The following is a 16,058-nucleotide window of genomic DNA, read 5'->3' on the forward strand; positions in this document are numbered from 1 at the left end:
CCAACAGACGTGTCAGCATCTACCATTGAAGGATATTTGGGCGTTACCTAAAGGTCGGGCTATCCGCTACAAGTCCTCGCTCGTACCTCGCTGTGGGCTTTCCACTTCTATCCCTAACGCAAAAAAGGTTAGAAGTTTTTAAACCAGTCTTCATCAATTGTAACCTCTTCTCTATATTCAATGGAAACCCCAAGTCCAAGTTCTTTTAGTTTTTCAACCAATAAATCTCCGTCAATTAAGTCTATTACTGGTGCACCATCTCTTGATGCTTCGGCAATAGCATCTCTTGTGAACATACCAGTAGTTATAAATAAACCTTTATCTGTTCTACCAACCATAGCACCACGAAAATCTCGCATATCTTTGGCGCCAACTTTTCCTTTATACCTTTTACATTGAAAAATTATATGAAAGCTTAAAATTCCATTAATTTTTGCAATTCCAACTCCATCAATTCCACCATCTCCAGTTCTGCCAGTTACCTCAACTTGAGAAAACCCTTTTTCCCTCAAAATTCTCTGAACTAAACGTTCAAAAGCGTTTGGGGACATATTATCAGAAATTACATTAAGTAATTTTTCTTTCCATTTTTCATCATCTGTTATTTCTTCATCAACCTTTTTAGCCTCACTTTTATCAAAGTTAATTTTAAATTTAGGAAGTGTAATCTCTTGATTAGGTTTTATTGCCCATACACCTCTTTTAGAATTTTCAATTAATCCTTGGTTTTTCAACATTGTTCTAACCCAAGCCATTTGATACTCAAACTCCGTTTGGTTAGTATTCTTGTGCATTTTATTCAATAATTCTTCAGGTAATTGAAGAATATCTATTACTTTATTATTTATCTCATCATTTGACCCAGAGCCACCTAATTCAGTTAAAGCCTGTATCGTATAATTAAAAAAATATTCTCTTTTTGGAAATGTTTTCATATTTTGCAAGATACAATTTTAACAAAAATGTTGGTAAAAAATTTAGAACATCTTAAAAGTCTTGCATATAATAAAAACGGTGATTTTGAAGATTTTTATATTCTCTTGGCAAAAGGTTTAGCAAAAAGCAGTAAAAGAATCTTATACCATCCTAATTTAGACGAATTTTCATTAATAAACGAAATAGACGAATCTTATCAAGAATTTTCTACTTCTGAAATAGAAATAAAAACTAATCTTATGGATGCAATAAACGCCAAAGCTCTTTTTAAAGATTAAATGTTTTTAAGAATTTTTCTGGCTACAGCTCTTGCTAAAAGTGGTGGTGTCGCATTAACAACTATTTCATTTATAGATAGTCTTTCTCCTTTTAACCTTCCAATTTTATTAGTGCCTTGAAAAACAAAAGAGTCATCAAATGACTGTAAACGAGCCATTTCCCTAACAGTTAACGCTCTTGGTCTGTTATAATGAATGTAATCATCAGGAATTGTCATAACTGTTGGACTTTGCTCATCTGGTTTTAAAACATTGTAGTTTCGTTTTTTGGAAGTTAAACCGCATTTGTCCAATTCTAATTGTGCATCTTTATAACTGCCATTCTTCAGAATAACATCCAAACGCTTAATTACAGTTTCACTTTGATTGCTAGTTTTATGATTGTTCAGTAAGTCAAAGTATTTTTCTCCTGCTTCAAGTGCTTCCGAATTTTTCACGTAAAACGGTTTGGTTTTTGGTTGAAAACGTTCAATTAATCGACCATTTTTTGACCATTCAGAATACGATTTTCCTCCTTTTGAAATCGGTTTGCCATCAATACTTCTTTTCTTAAGAAGGCTCGCCATTTTTTTTGCTGTTCCGTTATATTGTTTTGAAATATCTACCAATTCATAGCGGTGTGCTTCTTGGTTATTTCCTATAAAATCTAAATCATAAAGTGCTTCAAAAATGGTTACTTTTTCATTTTCTGAAACTGTTGAAGGAATTTCTGAAATGAATTTTTGGTCTTTACGGCAACCGATAAAAAGAACTCGCTCTCTGTTTTGAGGAACACCGTAATTTGAAGCATTGGCAACAAATGGCTTTTCTATTTTGTACAGTCGAATTTTTTCTAAAATAGAATTCAATTCTTTTTTTTGAGAGGTATTGCAACTCGATTTCAATATGTTGATGGATTCATCAAAAGAGGTTGCATAAATTTTTAATGCAGTAATTATATCGTTGCAATCTTTTTTGAAAGTTGCTGGAATTTTTAATGATTTAAAGGATGTTTCAATTCTTGAAATAATTTTTTCAGGACTAATTTCGGTTAGGAAATCTGTAAACGCATCTGTAAAATCATCGCTATCAATGTTGCAATAGTCTTTTTCTCTGATGATGTCACGTTTTAATTTATCCCATTGTTTAGTTCTTGACAATAGTTTAAAACCGTGTCGAATTGTATTGATGTTTACGTCAGTTTTACTCGTTTTGTAATCTGCAATTTTTGGCGTTATTTTTCTAAAACGGTTATCAATAAAGTTGATGTATTCCTCTCTTCCAGAATCTTTGTCTTTTTCGAGCAACTTTTCAAGTTCTACTTTTTTAATTAAGCAATCGTATATAAACGAATTCGATTCTGTTTTGTTTTTCTTGATAAATGTTATTAAAAGAGGGATTTCATTAATATCAATGATTGAATTGATTTCATTAATAATCAATTCTTTTATTTTACCTCCTTCTTTTGTTAGAATACCCTTTACGTTTTCCATTACAAAGTATTTTGGTTGTAATACTTTTATAACTTCTAAATAGTGTGAAAACAGGTCGTCTTTTTTGTCAAATTTTTTACGCTTTCCTGCTAAACTGAAACTTTGACAAGGTGGACCTCCACAAACAACATCAATAGTTTTTCCCTCAATTTTTTCCAGTAAATTATCTAAAAAATCAGGTTCGGTGATATCTTGTGTTAAAAATTTAGCATCTAAACCTAATTGATGGTTATATCTAACTACGTGAGTTAATTCGCAATTTTCATTAATGTCATTTGCTACAATAAAATCGAAAAACTTGTCATTATATTCTGCTTGTAAAAAGCCTTCACTAAAACCTCCTGCACCTGCAAATAAATCTACGAATGTAATTGGTTTTCCATACAGAGATATTTGCTCTTTGACCAAATTGACATTGTTGTTTTCTTTGTAGTTTTCTATATGCTCGTTTAAAAGAGTTTTTACTTCATTTTTATCAAATACTTTTTTATTTGAATGATGCAAAATTTCGTCTGCTCTTTCGTTTAGAAAGTTTAAGTAGTGATTTATTTCACGAGTTTCGTAGCTAGTTCCCGTTGCTCGCTGTTTGGTTTTATTGAAATTCTTTGATTTTATTTTTTGGCCAGTCGCTAACTTCACTTGATTTCCATTGCAGTTAATTCTCAAATGGATAGGTGAAAGTCCTTTTTTGTCGGGTTTATCTAAATAGAAATTTATTGTTGCCATAATTTTTAACGGACGTTTTTACGTACACGGACAAATTTACGGACATTTTTGGAAATTCCTATTATTATCATTAAAATGTTGGTGGGAAAAGACAAGCTCTTTTTATTTTGTGAGGCACGAGCAAAATGAAATATGCTTGACTGTGCGGCTAGATTCAGCTTGTAGGTAACGTGTTATATGTCAAACTTTGTTTGTTTTATCCCGACAATAACATGGGATATAATGAAGTTTAGCAATTTTTATTCTTTCAAATATAAAAAAATAAATAGAAGAAAGAAGGTGATTTTTATTGAGGAGAAATCCTAAGTTTAAAGTGAGTGATATAAATGAATAAAAGTGTTTACTACTTTACTAAAAATAGTAGTTTAAAAAAATCCCCTTGTAAAAATACAAAGGGAATTTACTTTTTAATATTCTATTTTATCTTCTTTCTCAGACCATTTCTGAAAAGGTTCTAAGGCTATATTACGTCCAATTTGCTCAAACGGAATGCTTCTTTTTTCGTATGATAACGGAATTTCTTTGTATAAAAATTCATCATCAAAACCAATATTAGCAGCATCTTGCTGGTTACTTCCGTAAAAAACTTTATCAGGACGTGCCCAATAAATAGCGCCTAAACACATAGGACAAGGTTCGCAAGAGGTATATACAATACATCCATCTAATTGAAAAGAACCTATATTTTTACAAGCATCACGAATGGCTGTTACTTCTGCGTGTGCAGTTGGGTCGTTGGTAGAAGTAACCTTATTGTTTCCTCTTCCGATGATTTTTCCATCTTTAACAACAATACAACCAAAAGGCCCTCCTTCGTTGTTCTGCATTCCTTTTAAAGCAGCTTTTACTGCTTCACTCATATATTCTTCGTGTGTATTCATATTTCTTAATTTTATTCTCGATACTAATTTTACTCATAAAAATGAGTAAAATTCACTCGAATTGACAAATTTTTATCAAATTACTAACAGATTTTATTAGCTAAAAAAAGCCACAATTAAGTGGCTTTTATGGTTTTATAACAAAAATACGTTTTTACTTTAAACTTCCAATCATGTCTTCTGGTTTAACCCATTCGTCATATTGTTCTGGAGTTACATATCCTAAACGTACTGCTTCTTCTTTTAAAGTAGTTCCGTTTGCGTGTGCTGTATTTGCAATTTCAGCAGCTTTGTAATATCCAATTTTAGTATTTAATGCCGTAACTAACATTAATGAGTTGTTTAATAACTCAGTAATTCTTGTTTGGTTTGGTTCAATACCAGCAGCACAGTTTACATCAAACGACACACAAGCATCTCCAATTAATTGAGCTGATTGTAATACGTTAGCAGCCATCATAGGTTTGAATACGTTTAATTCGTAGTGACCTTGTGTACCACCAACGGTTACAGCAACGTCGTTACCCATAACTTGTGCACAAACCATAGTCATAGCTTCTGCTTGTGTAGGGTTTACTTTTCCTGGCATGATAGAAGATCCTGGTTCGTTAGCAGGAATGATGATTTCACCAATTCCAGAACGTGGTCCAGATGCCATTAAACGAATGTCGTTGGCTATTTTATTTAATGAAACCGCTAATTGTTTTAACGCTCCGTGTGTTTCAACTAAAGCATCGTGAGCTGCTAAAGCTTCAAATTTATTTTCAGCAGTTACAAATGGTAATCCTGTAAACTCAGCAATATATTTAGCAACTAACACATCGTAACCAGCAGGAGTGTTTAATCCAGTTCCTACCGCAGTTCCTCCTAAAGCTAATTGCGCTAAATGCGCTAAGGTGTTTTTTAAAGCGTTTAATCCGAAGTTTAATTGCGCTACATATCCAGAAAACTCTTGTCCTAAGGTTAGGGGAGTAGCATCCATTAAGTGCGTACGTCCAATTTTTACAACATCTTTAAAAGCTTCTGCTTTTGCTTGTAAGGTATCACGTAATTGCTCAACACCCGGAATGGTTACTTCTACAACTTTTTTGTAAGCAGCAATGTGCATACCTGTTGGGAAGGTATCGTTAGACGATTGCGATTTGTTTACATCATCGTTTGGTTGGATAGTTTTTTCACCTTCACCAATTACTTTTCCAGCAATTTCATGAGCACGGTTTGCAATAACTTCGTTAACGTTCATGTTACTTTGTGTACCAGAACCTGTTTGCCAAATTACTAGAGGGAATTGATCATCATGCTTTCCTTCTAAAATTTCATCACATACTTGTGCAATTAAATCACGTTTTTCAGTAGCTAACACACCTAACTCAGCGTTAGTGTAAGCAGCAGCTTTTTTTAAGTATGCAAATCCGTATACTACTTCTAAAGGCATAGAGGCAGCAGGACCAATTTTAAAATTGTTACGAGAACGCTCAGTTTGTGCTCCCCAATATTTATCAGCAGGTACTTCTACCTGTCCCATAGTGTCTTTCTCAATTCTATATTTTGTCATTATGAAATGATTTAAAATGCTAAAAATTAATGATGTCCAAAATTACAAATTCTAATAGTTTTTACGAGTTATTTTTATTAGATTTTATTGGAAGAAAAGAAAAATAGTTATAATTTTGTGGCATAACAATTATTAACAAGAAACAAATGTTAGATTTTTCAGAATTCTCAGGATTAGTATTATTCATGTTTATTTTTACAGCTGGATTTTGGCTGTTAATTTTCTTATTAACATTTGTAGTTCCTTACTGGATTGGTGGAACTATCTGGGAAAACATGAAATTAAAAAGAGAAGCTAAAAGAGCTGCCGAAGAAGGTAAGTAATCTTTAGATATCATAAAAAATATTCAAACCACGTTATTTGCGTGGTTTTTTTGTGCCTTTATTTAACTAGAAATAAGTTTGTCAACCTAAGTTTTTAAAACAAAAAAGAGAGCTGATTGTTCAGCTCTCTTTTTATTATTGTATTTGAATGAAGTATTAAAACCCTTCACCACCACCATCAAAATCTCCGTTTCGTTCAGGACGTTCACGTTTTTTCTTTTGGTTGAAACGATACGTGAAGCTTAAAGATATTTGGCGTTCTCTCCACTGAAATTCTTGGTATGATCTTACATCTTCAGTATTGGTGTAGCCTTTTCTTTTACGTTCGTTAAACAAGTCGCTAACATTTAATACTACAGAAGCCTTTTCTTTAAAAATGTCTTTGCTAAAAGCTAAGTTTGTTACAAAAATACCTTCTGTACTTCCTTGTGCATCATCTTGAGGACCACGATACATTAATCGTGTTTGCCAATCGATTTTTGCAGGTAAGGTAATTCTAGAATTAAAACGAGCAAACCAACTACTACTATTAACTTCGGGTAATGTTTTTGTTTCTGTTACTGTATTACCAGTATCAGCATCTATATAAGAAAAAGAGTAATCGAAAGCATCAGTATTAAACTTAAAATAGTTAAAGGTTGCTGATAAACGTGCCCATTTAACAGGATTATAGTTAGTTGTTAATTCGAAACCGTAACGATTTTCATCATTTAAGTTTAAGAATTGACGAACAAACACGTTTCCGTTATCTCTAGTTTCTACTCTTGATACAGGTCTAATTAAATCTGTTGAAAATTGATAATATAAAGATGAGTTTAAAGTAATTTTACTAACTCGTGTAGTATATCCTAAATCAAAAGAACTAGTGTAAGCAGGATTTAAATCAGGGTTTCCTTTAAAAACATTAGTGCTAGAACTTCTGGTTTCAAAAGGATTTAAAAACCAGTGGCGTGGTCTTTGTAATCTACGTGCATACCCTAAAGTTAAATTATCAGTTTCGTTAAATTCATATCCTAAATTAACGGTTGGAAACCATTCAGTGTAGTTTTTGTCAGAAAAGTCTCCAGTATTTAAAACTTTTAAATCTATATCTGTGTATTCAGCACGTAACCCTAAAAGGTAAGAGAATTTATCTATTTTGCTACCATATTGAGCATAGTAGGCATAAATATATTGTTTAAAATCAATAGCATTTGAAGGATCAAACTCAAAAGGTTGCCCATTTGCATCACGTACTTTAAAATCAGAAGTTAGGTCTTGTAAATCAGCTTTATGTCCTAATTCTAACTGGCTTTTTTCACCAAAAGGTAATACATAATCTATTTGTAATAATCTGTTCTTAGATTTAGTGATTTGATTATTTCTTTCAGTTAAAACAGAATTGTTTGTAATGTTAGCATATTCATCTTCTTCGTTTTCGCTATACTGTAAGTCGATGATTAATTTTTGACCTTTGTCGTCTATATTGTTCGTATAGTTTAATGAATATTGGGTATCGACATCATCTTCTGTTTCAAACTCAATTCTTTCAGAACTCCTGATAAGAGATTCATCTGGAGCAAAAGTACGGGTGTTGTTGGTTGCGATATCTTCTCCATCATTATTTCTATAGAAAACAGTACCTGTAATAGAGCTTTTATCATTTAAGTAGTATTCTAGTCCAAAAGAACCGTTAAAGTTTTTATTTTTTCTATCAAAAACTCTTTTTTCTGTACTTAAACTATCGATTACACCATCAGATAAATAAGTGAAGTCACTAAAAGAATTTCCTGAACCTTTTCTGTATGAATACCCTAGGTTAGAAAAGATATTAATTTTTTTTGTACGGTAGTTTAAGTTACTACTTACTTGATATAAGTCAGGATCTCCTACTGAGAAGTTTACAGATCCGTTAAATCCTGTAATTTTTCCTTTTCTAAGAATAATATTTAAAATACCTGCAGTACCCTCAGCATCATATCGAGCAGAAGGAGAGGTGATTACTTCTACCTTTTCAATAGCATCAGCAGGGAGGTTTCTTAAGGCGTCTGTACCTGTTAATCCTACTAAGGCAGAAGGTTTACCATCAATTAAAATACGAACGTTTTCGTTGCCACGTAAGCTTACAGCTCCCTCAGCATCTACGTTTACAGAAGGTACGTTATCTAGCACATCAGAAGCGTTTCCTCCTTTAACAGTCATATCTTTACCAACATTGTAAATCTTTTTGTCTAATCGTATTTCTACGGTCGACTTTTCTGCAATAATTTCAATTTCGTCTAAAGTTTCAGTGTCTTCTGAAAGAGAAATTACACCTAAGTTTTTATTTTCGGTTAGTGTGTGGTTTCCTAAGTTCTTAGATTTAAAACCAATAAATTCAACTTTTACATCATAAGTACCCGATGAAGCATCTATAGAAAAGTTTCCTTTAGCATCAGTTACTCCTCCAACAACTTGTTGAGTGCTGGTGTTTGTAAGTACTAATGTTGCGTATTCTAATGGTTGTTTTGAGTTGGTTTCAACAACTTTTCCTGTTAAAGTAATTTTTGAACCACGTTGGGCAAAAGTTGTAAAACTAATTAGTAAAATAATAAGTAAGGTAAATTTCTTCATTACGTTGATTTATAAAACATGTTTGACTGCAAATTTCCCGAAAGGTTTAATGGTGTTTAGTTAAAAGAATGTTAAATAAGAAATGGAAGTGAAAAAGAAGAAATTAACAACGAAAAATAGAAAGGGTAAAAATGAAAAACCAACTTTTTCATCGAGTAGAAAAAGTTGGTTTTTTAAAATTGAATTACCTAAGGGTAGGTAATTTATTTTTTCTTACCACGTTGTTGTGCAGCTTGTTGTTCTTGAGCCTGCTTCATTGCAGCGTCTAAACGCTCACGGAATTTACTTTTTTTAACAGGCTTCTTTTTGTTTTCTTCTATCTGAGCGTGAATTTTATCTTCATCAATTACGTAGTTTTTAATAATAAACATAATTGCAATAGTTAACAAGTTAGAAATGAAATAGTATAAACTTAATCCACTTGCATAGTTGTTAAAGAAGAATAACATCATGATAGGAGAGAAGTAAATCATCCATTTCATCATTTTGCTCATATCTGGCATTCCTTCTTGCGTAGGTGCTTGCATGTTAGCTTGTTGACTTTGGTTCATTTTCATATAAAAGAAAATCGCCACAGATGCTAAAATTGGGAATAAACTTACGTGATCTCCATAAAATGGAATCTTAAAAGGAAGTTGAAAAACCGTATCATAAGAAGATAAGTCAGTAGCCCATAAGAATCCTTTTTGTCTAAAATCGATATTTGTAGGGAAGAATTTGAATAAAGCAAAGAATACTGGCATTTGCATTAATGCAGGGACACAACCCGACATCATGTTAACTCCAGCTTTTCGTTGAACAGCCATTATTTCTTGCTGACGCTTCATAGCGTTTTCTTTACCAGGGAATTTCTTGTTGATTTCTTCCATTTCTGGACGAATCACCTTCATCTTTGCACTAGATAAATACGATTTGTATAATACAGGAGACATTAGTATACGAACAACAATCGTCATTAAAATGATGATTAATCCGTAGTTGCCAATAAATCCTTTTAACATGTTAAAAACAGGGTAAAATATTGTACGGTTTAAGAAACCGAAGATTCCCCAACCTAAATCGGCAATTTCGTCAAGGCTAGTACCTTTATATGATTTTAATAAATTATAATCTGTTGGTCCGTAAAACCATTGCATGTTATAATTTAATTCTCCGTTAGTTAAAGCTAAAGGAGCTTTTATTCCGTAGGTTTTTGTATAAACGCTATCTACATCTTCACCTGCAAAATCAACAGATTTTAACGTAGCATTGTTTAAAGGAGTTTCTGAGGTTAATACAGAAGAGAAGAAGTGTTGTTTAAACGCAACCCAGTCAATATCATTAACCACTTCATTATCGTCCATTTGTAAGTAATCTACTTCATCATCAGCTTTGTAATAGTAGTAAGAGTACATGTTTTCGGTTTGTAAACTCTTTTCGTGTCTAAAACCTTTTAAGTTCCAATCTAAGTTGATTTCTTGAGAACTGTTGATAACATTACTTAAACCTTGTGAACGAATAGCGAAACCGACACGGTAATCACCTTCTTTCATTTCATAACGGTACTCTAAGAATTTATCTTCAGCAACCTTTAACTTCATAGAAAGTACTTGCGCCTCTCCATTTTTAGTAAGGGTAGGAGTAAATAGTAAGTCTTTGGTGTTTAAAATTCGGTTGTCAGTAGTACCGAAGTTGATATTGAACGATGCGTTTTTGTCTTTAACTAAGTATAAAGGTAACGAATCGTACGTTTTATAGTTTTTAATTAAGGCTTCAATGATTTGCCCACCTTTGTTATCTACCGTTAACTTAACAAGGTCGTTTTCAATAGTAGTACTACCTTCTTTAGTTGTTGAAGCACCATAAGCAAAGGCTCCAAACTTATTTTGTAAAGCAATTTGCTGTAACGAATCGTTTAAAACGGTGTTTTCAGTTAAGTTGTTCTGAACGTTTTCGGTAGCGTTAGTGGTTTGTTCTGTTTGAGTAGTGGCTTCAGGAGTTTCGTCTGGTCTTTGGGTATTCATCCACCAAAGCATAATTCCTCCTAATAAAAGCATTCCTATAAAGGAATTTAAATCAAATTTTTTTTGTTCCATTGATATATGTTAAAATGTCAACTTGTCACTTAAAGTTTTCCTAGTTGTCTGAAAAACCCGACAAAGGTAGTAAAACCCCAAAGATTATTAGAGGATTTACAATGAATAATTTTGTTAAGAATAGTAGTTCAAACAGTATTCCAAATTTATTGAGAAATAAAAAATCCTGTAAAGTTACTACAGGATTTTTGAATTTATTTTTTTGAGTGTTTCAAAGCGGCTTTGATGAAATTCACAAATAAAGGATGTGGATTTAACACCGTACTCTTATATTCTGGGTGATACTGTACACCAACAAACCATGGGTGAGAAGGTATTTCAACAATTTCTACCAGTCCAGTTTTAGGATTGATACCCGCAGTTTTCATTCCTGCAGCTTCTAATTGCTCTTTATAATCGTTGTTGTATTCGTATCTGTGACGATGACGCTCGCTAATCAATTCTTTTTTATAGGCTTCAAAAACTTTTGAATCTTGTGCTAATTGACAATCCCAAGCCCCTAAACGCATAGTTCCTCCTTTATCGGTAATTTCTTTTTGCTCTTCCATTAAATTGATAACAGGATGGGCAACTTTAGCGTCCATTTCGGTAGAGTTAGCGTCTTTTAAGTTTAATACGTTACGAGCAAACTCAATAACTGCCATTTGCATACCTAAACAAATTCCTAAAAACGGAATGTTATTTTCACGTACGTATTGTACTGCTGCAATCTTTCCTTCGATACCTCTATCACCAAATCCAGGAGCTACTAAAACACCATCTACACCTTCTAATTGCTGTATCGCGCTTTCTGGTGTTAATTCTTCAGAGTGAATCCAACGAACATTCACTTTTGTTTTATTGGCAGCACCTGCATGAATAAAAGCTTCAGTAATTGATTTATAAGAATCGTGTAATTCTACATATTTTCCTACTAAACCAATTTCAATAGTAGAAGTAGGGTTTTTATGACGCTCTAAGAACTTGTTCCAAGTTTTTAAGTTAGGTTGTTTACGTGTAGATAAACGTAATTTATCTAAAACAACGTAATCTAATCCTTCTTTAAACATTAAGTTAGGAACATCGTAAATAGTTTCAGCATCTAACGATTGAATTACGTTTTGTTTTTTAACATTACAGAATAAAGCTAGTTTACGCTTAATGTCATCAGAGATTTCATGTTCTGAACGACATACTAATATATCAGGACTCACACCACTTTGCATTAAAGTTTTTACAGAGTGTTGTGTAGGTTTTGTTTTCAATTCACCAGCAGCAGCCAAATAAGGTACTAAGGTTAAGTGAACAACTACAGCATTGTCTTCACCTAAATCCCATTGTAATTGACGAACAGCTTCTATATAAGGTAAAGATTCAATATCTCCCACAGTTCCTCCAATTTCAGTAATAACGATGTCAAAATCACCAGTATTTCCTAAAATTTGAACTCTGTTCTTAATTTCATCTGTAATATGAGGAATTACCTGTACAGTTTTTCCTAAAAATTCTCCTTTGCGTTCTTTATTAATTACAGATTGATAAATTCTACCAGTAGTTACGTTGTTTGCTTGTGAAGTAGGAATGTTTAAGTAACGCTCGTAGTGTCCTAAATCTAAATCGGTTTCGGCACCATCATCAGTAACATAACATTCTCCATGTTCGTAAGGATTTAATGTTCCTGGGTCAATATTAATATATGGATCTAATTTTTGAATAGTTACAGAATATCCTCTTTCTTGTAATAATTTAGCTAAAGAAGCGGCTATAATTCCTTTTCCTAGTGATGAAGTTACGCCTCCAGTTACAAAAACGTATTTTGTGTTGTTCATGGTGTTGTTAGGTTTGCGCAAAAGTAAGAAGTCTGGCAATTACAGCAAATAAAAAAAGAGAAAAAAGATTGTTTAAGTTTTAGTACTTTTGCAAAACCTACTTTTTTTGAAAAAAAATAAAAATAGGGTTTGCCAGACTGAAAAACTGTTGTATATTTGCCCACGCTTTTAGCAGACGGAATTTCACAAAAAGCAAAACATTATTTAAAGAAGATATTTAAGATATACTGTAATGAGTAAAAGAACGTACCAACCATCGAAAAGAAAAAGAAGAAACAAACACGGTTTCCGCGAAAGAATGGCTTCTGCTAATGGACGTAAAGTATTAGCTAGAAGAAGAGCAAAGGGAAGAAAAAAGTTGTCTGTTTCATCTGAATCAAGACCAAAGAAATAATGATTAACTATTGTTAATATTTAAAGGCGTTACTAATAAGTATCGCCTTTTTTTATAACCAAACAATTTTTATTTTTACACCACAACACAACACGAACTAAAATGCCTAAAAGACAAGACCTTAAATCGATTTTAATTATTGGATCAGGACCAATTGTTATTGGTCAAGCATGTGAATTTGACTATTCAGGATCGCAAGCATTAAGATCGTTAAGAGAAGACGGAATTGAAACTATCTTAATTAATTCGAACCCTGCAACGATTATGACAGACCCATCAATGGCTGATCATGTATACTTGTTGCCACTTAATACAAAGTCGATTGTTCAAATTTTAAAAGAACATCCACAAATTGATGCTGTTTTACCTACAATGGGAGGGCAAACAGCCTTAAACCTTTGTATTGAAGCTGATGAAAAAGGAATTTGGAAAGATTTTGATGTAGAGATTATTGGAGTAGATATTGATGCAATTAATATTACCGAAGATAGAGATAAGTTCCGTTTATTAATGGAAGAAATAGGTGTGCCTATGGCGCCTCAAGCTACAGCTACTTCATTCTTAAAAGGAAAAGAAATAGCACAAGAGTTTGGTTTTCCATTATGTATTAGAGCTTCGTTTACTTTAGGAGGAGCAGGAGCTTCTATCGTTTATAATGAAGAAGAGTTTGAAGAATTATTATCAAGAGGATTAGAGATTTCTCCAATCCATGAGGTAATGATTGATAAAGCAATGATGGGGTGGAAAGAGTACGAGTTAGAGTTATTACGTGATGATAATGATAATGTTGTAATTATCTGTTCTATTGAAAACATGGATCCTATGGGAATCCATACAGGAGATTCTATTACAGTAGCTCCAGCCATGACGCTTTCGGATAAAACATTCCAAAAAATGCGTGACATGGCAATTAAAATGATGCGTTCTATTGGTGAGTTTGCAGGTGGTTGTAACGTACAATTCGCTGTTTCACCAGATGAAAAAGAAGATATCATTGCGATTGAAATCAACCCACGTGTATCTCGTTCATCTGCATTAGCATCAAAAGCAACTGGATATCCAATTGCAAAAATCGCAGCTAAACTAGCTACAGGATATACATTAGATGAGTTAGATAACCAAATTACAAAGTCAACTTCAGCTTTATTTGAACCAACATTAGACTATGTAATCGTGAAAATTCCTCGTTGGAACTTCGATAAATTTGAAGGATCTGACAGAACATTAGGATTACAAATGAAAGCGGTTGGAGAAGTAATGGGTATTGGACGTTCGTTCCAAGAAGCGTTACACAAAGCAACACAATCGTTAGAAATTAAACGTAACGGAATAGGAGCTGACGGTAAAAGTTATAAAGATTACAACCAAATTAAAGACAAGTTAAAATATGCTTCTTGGGATCGTGTATTTGCTATTTATGACGCTATTCAAATAGGAATGCCGTTGAGTAAAATTCACGAAATCACTAAGATTGACATGTGGTACTTACGTCAATATGAAGAGTTGTATATGTTAGAAAAAGAAATTTCTACCTATACAATTGATACACTTGATAGAGAATTGTTATTGGAAGCTAAACAAAAAGGATATGGTGATCGTCAAATCGCTCACATGTTAGGTTGTTTAGAAAGTGAAGTGTATAAAAAACGTGAAGAATTAAAAATAAAGCGTGTATATAAGTTAGTAGATACTTGTGCTGCTGAGTTTAAAGCACAAACTCCTTATTACTATTCTACTTTTGAAAGTGAAATTGAAACTGCTAACGGAGAAGTTTCAGTATCAAACGAAAGTGTGGTTTCTGACAAGAAAAAAGTTATCGTTTTAGGATCAGGACCTAACCGAATTGGACAAGGAATTGAGTTTGATTACTGTTGTGTTCACGGGGTATATGCAGCAAAAGAATGTGGTTACGAAACCATTATGATTAACTGTAACCCAGAAACAGTGTCTACTGATTTTGATACGGCTGATAAGTTATACTTCGAGCCAGTTTTCTGGGAACATATCTACGATATAATCAAGCATGAAAAGCCAGAAGGAGTTATTGTTCAATTAGGTGGACAAACAGCTTTAAAGTTAGCAGAGAAACTAGAGCGTTACGGGATTCCAATTTTAGGAACAAGCTATAAAGCATTAGATTTAGCTGAAGATAGAGGAAGTTTTTCAACTTTATTAAAAGAAAATAACATTCCTTATCCTGAGTTTGGAGTTGCAGAAAATGCAGACGAAGCTTTAGCGTTAGCAGATGAGTTAGATTTCCCAATCTTAGTACGTCCATCTTATGTATTAGGAGGTCAAGGAATGAAAATTGTAATCAATAAAGAGGAGTTATTAGAGCATGTAGTAGATTTATTACGTAAGATTCCTAATAACAAATTATTATTAGATCACTACTTAGAAGGAGCTATTGAAGCAGAAGCAGATGCTATTTGTGACGGTGAAAATGTGTACATCATCGGAATTATGGAGCACATTGAGCCTTGTGGAATTCACTCAGGAGATTCAAATGCAACTTTACCTGCGTTTAACTTAGGAGAGTTAGTGTTAGAACAAATTAGAGAGTACACAAAAACGATTGCTTTAGCATTGGATACAGTTGGATTAATCAACATTCAGTTTGCTATTAAAGATGATAAAGTATATATCATCGAAGCTAACCCACGTGCATCTCGTACAGTTCCATTTATAGCAAAAGCATATAAAGAACCTTACGTAAACTACGCAACTAAGGTGATGTTAGGAGAGAAAAAAGTAACTGATTTTGATTTCAATCCACAATTAGAAGGATTTGCAATTAAGCAACCAGTCTTCTCTTTCAATAAATTCCCGAATGTAAATAAGAAATTAGGACCAGAGATGAAGTCGACAGGAGAAAGTATCTTATTTATTGAAAGTTTAAGAGACGATCAGTTCTACGATTTATACGCAAGACGTAAAATGTATTTGAGTAAATAATTCTTTTTAGATAAGAGAACTGAGAGAATAGAAAATAGACAAAAAATCCGAAGTAAAATTTAC

General features: G+C 32.9%; 11 protein-coding genes. 4 read left to right on the forward strand and 7 right to left on the reverse strand.

Annotated elements, in window-relative coordinates; translation table 11 throughout:
• Positions 1–128 precede the first annotated feature (128 nt).
• On the reverse strand, positions 129–935 hold the full coding sequence (locus AC3VI6_RS11160; protein WP_497706232.1) for a restriction endonuclease: 807 nt from the start codon (positions 933–935) through the stop codon (positions 129–131).
• Between the two features lie 3 nt (positions 936–938).
• Here AC3VI6_RS11160 and AC3VI6_RS11165 point away from each other — a divergent pair, with 3 nt between their 5' ends.
• On the forward strand, positions 939–1,214 hold the full coding sequence (locus tag AC3VI6_RS11165; protein WP_497706233.1) for a hypothetical protein: 276 nt from the start codon (positions 939–941) through the stop codon (positions 1,212–1,214).
• Here the strand turns inward: AC3VI6_RS11165 and AC3VI6_RS11170 are convergent.
• The 3 genes from AC3VI6_RS11170 to fumC all read right to left on the reverse strand — a co-directional run bounded on the left by AC3VI6_RS11170 (position 1,211) and on the right by fumC (position 5,848).
• Positions 1,211–3,412 carry a DNA cytosine methyltransferase gene (locus AC3VI6_RS11170; protein WP_497706234.1) on the reverse strand — a complete coding sequence of 734 codons (2,202 nt, stop codon included), beginning with the start codon at positions 3,410–3,412 and terminating at the stop codon, positions 1,211–1,213. The genes AC3VI6_RS11165 and AC3VI6_RS11170 overlap by 4 nt on opposite strands.
• Positions 3,413–3,819: 407 nt before the next feature.
• Positions 3,820–4,293: a nucleoside deaminase gene (locus AC3VI6_RS11175; RefSeq protein WP_497706235.1), complete on the reverse strand. Its 474-nt coding sequence runs from the start codon at positions 4,291–4,293 to the stop codon at positions 3,820–3,822.
• Between the two features lie 154 nt (positions 4,294–4,447).
• Complete coding sequence (gene fumC, locus AC3VI6_RS11180; protein WP_497706236.1) at positions 4,448–5,848, reverse strand: class II fumarate hydratase; 1,401 nt, start codon at positions 5,846–5,848, stop codon at positions 4,448–4,450.
• Between the two features lie 146 nt (positions 5,849–5,994).
• Between fumC and AC3VI6_RS11185 the strand changes: the two genes are divergently transcribed.
• Complete coding sequence (locus AC3VI6_RS11185) at positions 5,995–6,171, forward strand: hypothetical protein (RefSeq protein ID WP_028891109.1); 177 nt, start codon at positions 5,995–5,997, stop codon at positions 6,169–6,171.
• Positions 6,172–6,327: 156 nt separating this feature from the next.
• Here the strand turns inward: AC3VI6_RS11185 and AC3VI6_RS11190 are convergent, their stop codons facing one another.
• The 3 genes from AC3VI6_RS11190 to pyrG all read right to left on the reverse strand — a co-directional run bounded on the left by AC3VI6_RS11190 (position 6,328) and on the right by pyrG (position 12,646).
• A complete protein-coding gene (locus AC3VI6_RS11190; RefSeq protein WP_497706237.1) occupies positions 6,328–8,763 on the reverse strand; it encodes a TonB-dependent receptor in 2,436 nt (811 codons plus the stop codon).
• 203 nt (positions 8,764–8,966) lie between these two features.
• Complete coding sequence (gene yidC / locus AC3VI6_RS11195) at positions 8,967–10,838, reverse strand: membrane protein insertase YidC (protein ID WP_497706238.1); 1,872 nt, start codon at positions 10,836–10,838, stop codon at positions 8,967–8,969.
• A gap of 194 nt (positions 10,839–11,032) precedes the next feature.
• Positions 11,033–12,646 carry a CTP synthase gene (gene pyrG, locus AC3VI6_RS11200; RefSeq protein WP_497706239.1) on the reverse strand — a complete coding sequence of 538 codons (1,614 nt, stop codon included), beginning with the start codon at positions 12,644–12,646 and terminating at the stop codon, positions 11,033–11,035.
• Between the two features lie 232 nt (positions 12,647–12,878).
• On the opposite strand from pyrG, the gene rpmH reads away from it, so the two are divergent.
• Positions 12,879–13,040 (forward strand): 50S ribosomal protein L34, encoded by a 162-nt coding sequence (rpmH, locus tag AC3VI6_RS11205; RefSeq protein ID WP_028891113.1) that lies wholly within the window; start codon positions 12,879–12,881, stop codon positions 13,038–13,040.
• A gap of 102 nt (positions 13,041–13,142) precedes the next feature.
• Positions 13,143–15,995 (forward strand): carbamoyl-phosphate synthase large subunit, encoded by a 2,853-nt coding sequence (gene carB / locus AC3VI6_RS11210; protein WP_497706240.1) that lies wholly within the window; start codon positions 13,143–13,145, stop codon positions 15,993–15,995.
• Positions 15,996–16,058: the final 63 nt, after the last annotated feature.

This window comes from Tenacibaculum sp. TB-56 (genome assembly GCF_059716275.2).

Excerpts from the sequence above, each read along its gene's own strand:
- AC3VI6_RS11160 (WP_497706232.1), bottom strand. The coding sequence starts at position 935 with ATGAAAACATTTCCAAAAAGAGAATATTTTTTTAATTATACGATACAG.
- AC3VI6_RS11170 (WP_497706234.1), bottom strand. The coding sequence starts at position 3,412 with ATGGCAACAATAAATTTCTATTTAGATAAACCCGACAAAAAAGGACTT.
- AC3VI6_RS11175 (WP_497706235.1), bottom strand. The coding sequence starts at position 4,293 with ATGAATACACACGAAGAATATATGAGTGAAGCAGTAAAAGCTGCTTTA.
- fumC (WP_497706236.1), bottom strand. The coding sequence starts at position 5,848 with ATGACAAAATATAGAATTGAGAAAGACACTATGGGACAGGTAGAAGTA.
- AC3VI6_RS11185 (WP_028891109.1), top strand. The coding sequence starts at position 5,995 with ATGTTAGATTTTTCAGAATTCTCAGGATTAGTATTATTCATGTTTATT.
- AC3VI6_RS11190 (WP_497706237.1), bottom strand. The coding sequence starts at position 8,763 with ATGAAGAAATTTACCTTACTTATTATTTTACTAATTAGTTTTACAACT.
- yidC (WP_497706238.1), bottom strand. The coding sequence starts at position 10,838 with ATGGAACAAAAAAAATTTGATTTAAATTCCTTTATAGGAATGCTTTTA.
- pyrG (WP_497706239.1), bottom strand. The coding sequence starts at position 12,646 with ATGAACAACACAAAATACGTTTTTGTAACTGGAGGCGTAACTTCATCA.
- rpmH (WP_028891113.1), top strand. The coding sequence starts at position 12,879 with ATGAGTAAAAGAACGTACCAACCATCGAAAAGAAAAAGAAGAAACAAA.
- carB (WP_497706240.1), top strand. The coding sequence starts at position 13,143 with ATGCCTAAAAGACAAGACCTTAAATCGATTTTAATTATTGGATCAGGA.